7 protein-coding genes and 1 pseudogene are annotated in these 6321 nt (G+C 52.9%); 1 reads left to right on the top strand and 7 read right to left on the bottom strand.

What is annotated here, in order from left to right; genetic code table 11:
• Positions 1 to 131: 131 nt before the first annotated feature.
• From EKL29_RS19210 to EKL29_RS19190, 4 genes and pseudogenes are all read right to left on the bottom strand, one after another.
• Positions 132 to 383: a contact-dependent growth inhibition system immunity protein gene (locus EKL29_RS19210; RefSeq protein WP_158618940.1), complete on the bottom strand. Its 252-nt coding sequence runs from the start codon at positions 381 to 383 to the stop codon at positions 132 to 134.
• Positions 384 to 505: 122 nt separating this feature from the next.
• Positions 506 to 628 (bottom strand): annotated as a pseudogene (locus EKL29_RS23575) (MafI family immunity protein); the annotation flags it as partial.
• Positions 629 to 770: 142 nt separating this feature from the next.
• Positions 771 to 1064: a barstar family protein gene (locus EKL29_RS19200; protein WP_126690458.1), complete on the bottom strand. Its 294-nt coding sequence runs from the start codon at positions 1062 to 1064 to the stop codon at positions 771 to 773.
• 221 nt (positions 1065 to 1285) lie between these two features.
• Complete coding sequence (locus EKL29_RS19190; RefSeq protein WP_126690457.1) at positions 1286 to 1678, bottom strand: POTRA domain-containing protein; 393 nt, start codon at positions 1676 to 1678, stop codon at positions 1286 to 1288.
• Between the two features lie 742 nt (positions 1679 to 2420).
• Here EKL29_RS19190 and EKL29_RS19185 point away from each other — a divergent pair.
• Positions 2421 to 3944, top strand: coding sequence for a sensor domain-containing diguanylate cyclase (locus EKL29_RS19185; protein ID WP_311779045.1), 1524 nt, complete (start codon positions 2421 to 2423; stop codon positions 3942 to 3944).
• On the opposite strand, the gene arnF is transcribed toward EKL29_RS19185, so the two are convergent.
• From arnF to arnT, 3 genes are read right to left on the bottom strand one after another with little or no spacing between them, the layout of a single operon-like run.
• A complete protein-coding gene (arnF, locus tag EKL29_RS19180; protein WP_126690455.1) occupies positions 3939 to 4322 on the bottom strand; it encodes a 4-amino-4-deoxy-L-arabinose-phosphoundecaprenol flippase subunit ArnF in 384 nt (127 codons plus the stop codon). The genes EKL29_RS19185 and arnF overlap by 6 nt on opposite strands.
• Positions 4319 to 4651: a 4-amino-4-deoxy-L-arabinose-phosphoundecaprenol flippase subunit ArnE gene (arnE, locus tag EKL29_RS19175; RefSeq protein ID WP_126690454.1), complete on the bottom strand. Its 333-nt coding sequence runs from the start codon at positions 4649 to 4651 to the stop codon at positions 4319 to 4321. Before arnE ends, arnF begins: the two co-directional genes overlap by 4 nt.
• Positions 4648 to 6309: a lipid IV(A) 4-amino-4-deoxy-L-arabinosyltransferase gene (gene arnT / locus EKL29_RS19170; RefSeq protein WP_126690453.1), complete on the bottom strand. Its 1662-nt coding sequence runs from the start codon at positions 6307 to 6309 to the stop codon at positions 4648 to 4650. Before arnT ends, arnE begins: the two co-directional genes overlap by 4 nt.
• Positions 6310 to 6321 lie beyond the last annotated feature (12 nt).

Here is a 6321-nt window from a genome sequence, read left to right as displayed (position 1 = left end):
AACAGATGTCACCGACAGAATATGAAAACCAGTATTATCAACGGCTCGGAAGTGTCTAGATTATCCGTGGCGATTCAGTAAGTAGTTAGTTATAATGTAAAAAACCCAATCAAAAGGGTTGGGATTCATTTTCAAGCATGAGAAAGTTTGTCTATTTTTCCTATATCCTTAATGATCTGATTATCAAAAATAGATTTATCCAACCCATTTAAAAAAGAACTAATACGTAGAAGAGCAGGCGATACGGATCTTGCCTCATTACTATCTAAAGAAGCTATAGAGGATATCAATTGTCCATCATAGTCTTCTCCAGCCAACGGATTCTGCCTTAGAATAACTTCAGCTCTTGGTAAAACTTCTGCAAAAAATAGCTCTTGCCTTATTGCTCAGGCAGCATCACCAACATCTACTTTATCGAGAGAAATATCCAAAACTCCGCTAAACACTCATCTAAAGATGAGTGTTCACTTTTTTATAATCATTTTTATTGATAAGTAAAAGTTTTCTAAACGCTGTCATATCCCGTATATATCCTTTCATATTCTTCTGGAGTTATTGCAACTTCATACTCACTTATATGATCACACAATATCTCAAAGGCAAGTGACTCTTCATTGTACTGGATATAATCTAAACATCCTTCATCAAAGCTGGTTTTAACCGATCTTCAAGATTTTTCTCTAACTGAGTAATTCTGTTACCGAACATTTATATATTCCTTACTATTTTTTCCGGTCTGGACTGCGCCAGAATAGGTTTCCTATCAGGAGTCAATTAAGTAGGAAGTCAAATTGCATATCCTCTCCTTTGCCTTGATATCTTTGTTTTGTTTTATTAAAAAGACCAACAATAACATCAAATTTTTCACCTAACCTTTCTTTGGAAGTGGATGAGTTCTTCCAGTGTATAAAAAAACCACAAGCCATACCCGAACTTAACATATCCCATAGAGCGTCAGTATTATTACCATAGTAGGGTCCAAAATCTAACACCTCAGCTAAAGTACGATGAAAATCTTTCTCTGAACTCATGAGAGCGCCATCTATTACGATACTTTGATACATATATTTCTCCCTTGTCACTTCCACTTGCCTATCGATGTTACTGTTTCATAGTGGTCTGTTGTTATATATAAAAGGCCATCATCAGAATACAGTAAACGTGTGCCACCTTGTTTTGCTCTTGACATGACATTATTTATTCCAATATCAGCTTCATACCAAGTCCTTCCTGCTGAAGAGGTGCCTTCCAGCACCGGAATAAGCAGTTCGCCTTTTGATAAATCCTATTCGGTGAGAAAGGCCCGGCTGGTAATATAGCCGCGCTGCATATACCAGTCGGAAATATCGTGCACCAGCGCGTTTATTTCCGTTAAGTCAAGGCAGCGGTTAATATAGGGCGCGGTGATATTTCCCTGCTGGCGTTCGGACAGCAGGGAGGCATTGCGGATAACAATTTTTTTCACCGGAAAACAGGGGCCGTTCCGGCCAGATGCCACAGAGGGCGGGCTTTCAGGCGACACGGCGTGCCACAGCGCATCGCGCTGCTGCTGATCCTGGCTCAGCCGCTGCTGCCTCTGAATATAATCGCGGTCAGCGGGATTTAGCGGTGCTGCAATAACTGAAGTTGTGAATAAGCTGACGCATAGCGCCAGTATCGTCCCTGATTTCATCATCATAAAAACTTAATTTAAATTGATTGTAAGTTTTTCGTAAGCACACAAGCCCAGAATACCATCAAAACAATCGGAAAGTTCCTGATGGAACTATAAAAAAATGATTTTCTATATGTTTTAAATATCAAAAAATTAAATATCAACTTAACACAAATCAGATGCAAATCAGACAGAATCATGCAAGCGAGAACAATATATGAAGTGTCAATCAGGAATGAATAATTAAAATAAATGCTGTTTGAATACGCGTAATCAATGGAATTGATAAATAAAATGGGTATGTAGCGGAGAATAAGACGGGCTTCAACGGCGTTAAGTTTTACTCAGCCACTCTTCTGTTTGCTTGTTCAGCCTCTTACCGATTACCACTTTCAACGCACCGTTTGCCGGAGCGGCGATACAGAAACGCGCCCGAACAGATCTCAGCTAAAATCATGCGCAAGGCGTTGCTCGCGAATCATGACTGGCGACGCGCGTCGCGGAAACCACATCGCTACGCCTTACCGGAAAACATGATGTCGCCTGTCGCTGATATCCAGCAGCGCGAAATTTGAGTCACCTCTTTTTAAAACTACCATCTCAGAGCCGCCCTTAACGCACAATGCTCTGGCTTCGGCAACGTTCAGTTATCACAAACGGCAACAGAGGTGCCCTCTTATCGGCCGCCTGTCTGCGTACCTGCCTGCAGGTCCGCTTTTTACTGCTACCTTTTACTGATAACCCTCTGTTTTACTGGAGAGAGACTTTGCCATCACCCCGCACCAGAAGAACAGAGCGCTTTGTGCTGCTGTTTCTGCTTTTTATTAGCCTGTTTATCGTGACGGCATGTAGCTGGGCATTATGGCGTTCCTGGCAGAACCGGCTTCAGGATGTCTCAGTCCAGGCCCGCAACCAGTCGCTCTCTCTGTCGCGACAGGCGCAGGATACTTTCCTGCAGGTTAATATTGCGCTGGATGAAATAGCCCGCCAGACAGACCAGGTATTTAGCCACCCGGAGGCGTACAGCGGCGAGCGCGGCATTCTGGCCAGACTCTCTCTTCCCCTGCCTCAGCTGGCTGGCCTGTTTGTGTATGATAAAGAGGGTAACGGGCTCGCCAGCTCTCGCGACCAGCATGACACGCAGATGAATAATGCCGATCGAGAGTCATTTATCTGGCACCGCGATCACGCGGATACGGGCGCTCATATCGGAGAGGTTATTCGCAGCCGCAGCGCCGATGAGCTGGTCATTCCGGTTTCTCTGCGGCTGAATGACGCTGAAGGTAATTTTCGCGGCGTGGCGCTCGGCTCGGTAAAAGTCGCCTTTTTTCGCCAGTTCTACGGCTGGTATGAACAGAGCCCGGGCGATCTGCTGGCCCTGATGAACACGGAGGGCCTTCTTCTCTATGCCCGCCCTTTCCCAGACAGCGTGCTCAACAGCAGTCTCTCCTCCAGCCCGCTCTTTACCCGCCTGCTGAGCCAGTCGCGCATCGGCAGCGCGACCTGGAACAGCCATCTTGACGGACAGAAGCGTCTTTTCGGCTACGCCCGGCTGGAGCGTTATCCTCTGGTCGTGGCTGTCGGCTATGAAACCCGGGCGATCCGGCACGCCTGGTGGATGAGCAATATCACCGGCATCAGCGTTAATATTTTTACGTGGCTGCTGGTTTTGCTGTTCGGCTTTCTGGTGCTTCGTCAGCTGCATGCCAACCAGCGGAGCCAGCAGGCGCTGATGCGCTCGCAGGATGAGCTGACGCGGCTCAACAGCACGCTCAGCGACCTGGCGATGCTGGACGGCTTAACGGGACTGGGCAACCGGCGACAGTTCGATTTTTATCTGGAGAAGAGCCTGGAGGGCGCCGCCTCACCGGTCTCGCTGATTATGTTCGATGTGGACTACTTCAAGCGCTATAACGATGAGTATGGACATATCGCTGGCGATCGCTGCCTGCAGGAGGTAGCGGCGGTGCTGAAACACCTTCCGCTGCGCAGCACCGACCGGGTGACCCGCTATGGCGGAGAAGAGTTTGCCATTATTCTGCCGGGCACAAAAGCCCGGGATGCGGAGAACGTAGCGCATCGGGCGCTGGAGGCCATTCGCCGGGCGGCGCTGCCTCATGGGGCGAGCGATCTGCCGGAAAAAATCGTTACCCTGAGCGCCGGTATCAGCGCCTCCTCTTCCGGAGACTCGCCTGACTCACTGAAGGTTGCCGCCGACGAGGCGCTTTACGTCGCTAAAAAAGCGGGCCGTAACTGTATTGCCGGTATGGATGGCATCTGCCTGCTATAACCTTGCCTTTCGGCGTGGAACAGAGATCGTCACCAGACCCAGCACGATCAGCAGCACGCCCGCGAGGCCGCTCCAGCGGAACGGTTCGCCGAATACCGGCAGCAGAACCGCAGCCAGCCACACCAGCACATAGCTCAGGCTAAGCAGCGGATAGAGCCGGTTAAGTGGCAAATGACGCAGCGCCAGCATCCAGCAAAGCATAGAAAGCCCATAGGCCCCCAGCCCGATACAGAGCAATATCAGCGACTTGCTGTGCTGCACCCAGTCGACGCTCAGCCATTCAGCGGCGGGTGGAAAGTCCCGCATCGCCAGGCGTAATACCAGCTGAGCCAGCGTCACCAGCAAAACAGAGCACAGCGCCAGACTAAAGCCTTTCACAGATGGCTCCCTATCAATGCCACGCCAGCGACGATCGCCAGCGTGCCGATCCACTGCTGCAGCGTGTAGCTTTCCCGCCAGATGAGACGCGCGGCAAGCGCCACCAGCACAAAATTGATGCTGAGCATCGGATAGGCCACGCTGACCGGCACCAGACGCAGCACCCATAGCCACACCAGCATCGCGACGCCAAGCAGCAGCAGGCTCAACGCGATCCACATCAGCAGGCGTTTTTTCCCCTGTCGCGTGCCGATGGTGGCCGCCTGTTTCTGGCACAGCTGCGCTGCGCAACTCAGCAGGCTCACCAGCATAATCAGCAGCAGGTTCATGGTTTTTCGTCGTAGCCGTAGTAAATCAGCCGCCCCTGGCGATAAATCTCATCTGGCTTCGGCAGGCTTGCATCCGGCTCCTTCTCGCCTGAATCGAGCATCACCACTACGGATACCTTGCCGTTTCGGCGATGCTCCTGCAGCCAGTCCGCAAAGGCGCCGCCATCCACATAGCGCGGCTGCGCATCGGGATAGCTGAGGCCATATTGCAGTTCGCCTTTAGCGTCATAGAGGGTAATATCGCTGCGCCGCAGCTCCCAGGCGATCGCCGAGGCCACGCCCGGATGGTCGGCCAGCAGATAACGGCTGCCCGCCAGCCGCTCGCGCACTGCGCTGACGAAACTCTGCGGCTGCTTCGAGTCGCGCACCTTCTGCGGAATGGCGTAACCAACCAGCAGCGCCAGCGCCAGCGGACAGAGTGCCGCCAGCTGCCAGCGGTTATCGCGCGGCTGGCGGCTCAGCCAGCCCACCACGCCCCAGCAGACAAACGCCGCTGCCGCCCAGACTACGCGCATCGTCTCGTCGCTGGCGTAGAGCGGATGGTGTGCCAGCCCCCACGGCGCAAGGAATGCCACGACTGCGATTGTCGCGATCAGACCGAACAGCAGGTTTATCCAGCCGTTGATCTTAAACACCTTGCCCAGAGCTGCGCTGCTGCCGTGGGCATAGCGCGCCATCAGCAGCGCCAGCGGCGCGAAGCAAGGCAGAATATAGGTGGGCAATTTGCCTTTTGCGATGCTGAAAAACAGCAGCGGCATCACTACCCAGCACAAGAGATAAGCCGCGCCGGGCTCTTGCCCGCGCTGCCGCCACGCCGCCTTCAGCGAGCCAGGCAGTAGCGCCAGCCATGGCATGCAGCCCGCCAGCAATACCGGCAGGTAATACCAGAACGGTGCTTTATGCTGCGCATCGGCTTCGGCAAACCGTTGGATATGCTCGACCCAGAAGAAGTAGTGCCAGAAATCCCCTTCCTGCCGATTGATCGCCAGTGCCCAGGGCGCGCTGATTAGCGCCGCCGTCACGATGGTCAGCAATCCCCAGCGCAGCAGTTCAGCGAAGCGACGCTGCCAGATCGCCCAGGGCACGATTGCCAGCACCGGTACCGCCAGCGCCAGAAAGCCCTTGGTCATAAAGCCCATGCCGCAGGCGGCGCCGAGCAGCAGATAGCCACCGAGTCGCTGCTGCGTGGTGTTCGCCTGCGCCGCCAGCCAGTAACTGCACATCGCCGCCACCAGCCACAGCAGCAAAATGGGATCGATCACCGCATAGGTTCCGACACCATATACCAGCAGCGAGGTCAGAAAAATGAGGCCGCCGGTGAGCGCGATTGTCCGGCTGGCAAACATGCGTCTGCCGAGCCAGTAGAGCAGCAGCGCGCTAAAGGTGGTGCTGAAAATCGCGCCTGCTCGCACGCCGAAAGGCGTATGACCAAAGATGAACTGGCCGATATTATTTACCCAGTAACCGGCAATCGGTTTCTCAAAGTAGCGCAAGCCGAAAAAGTGCGGCACCACCCAGTTGCCGCCCGCGAGCATTTCGCGGCTGATTTCGGCATAGCGCGTTTCATCCGGCTGCCATAAGGCACGAAATTCAATCGGGATAAGGTAATAAAGCGCGAAGAGCGCCAGCAGCAGCGCGGTTTTAGTGCCTGTACGCATCCATGTTTCCTG

The sequence above is a fragment of the Pantoea sp. YU22 genome, from assembly GCF_003970755.1.
GTDB classification, from domain to species: domain Bacteria; phylum Pseudomonadota; class Gammaproteobacteria; order Enterobacterales; family Enterobacteriaceae; genus Pantoea; species Pantoea piersonii.
This window is presented reverse-complemented; position numbering and strand designations above follow the sequence as displayed.

Bases quoted from the DNA above. Each gene is read 5' to 3' on its own strand.
- EKL29_RS19200 (WP_126690458.1), bottom strand. From the start codon at position 1,064: ATGTATCAAAGTATCGTAATAGATGGCGCTCTCATGAGTTCAGAGAAA.
- EKL29_RS19190 (WP_126690457.1), bottom strand. From the start codon at position 1,678: ATGATGATGAAATCAGGGACGATACTGGCGCTATGCGTCAGCTTATTC.
- arnE (WP_126690454.1), bottom strand. From the start codon at position 4,651: ATGAACCTGCTGCTGATTATGCTGGTGAGCCTGCTGAGTTGCGCAGCG.
- arnT (WP_126690453.1), bottom strand. From the start codon at position 6,309: ATGCGTACAGGCACTAAAACCGCGCTGCTGCTGGCGCTCTTCGCGCTT.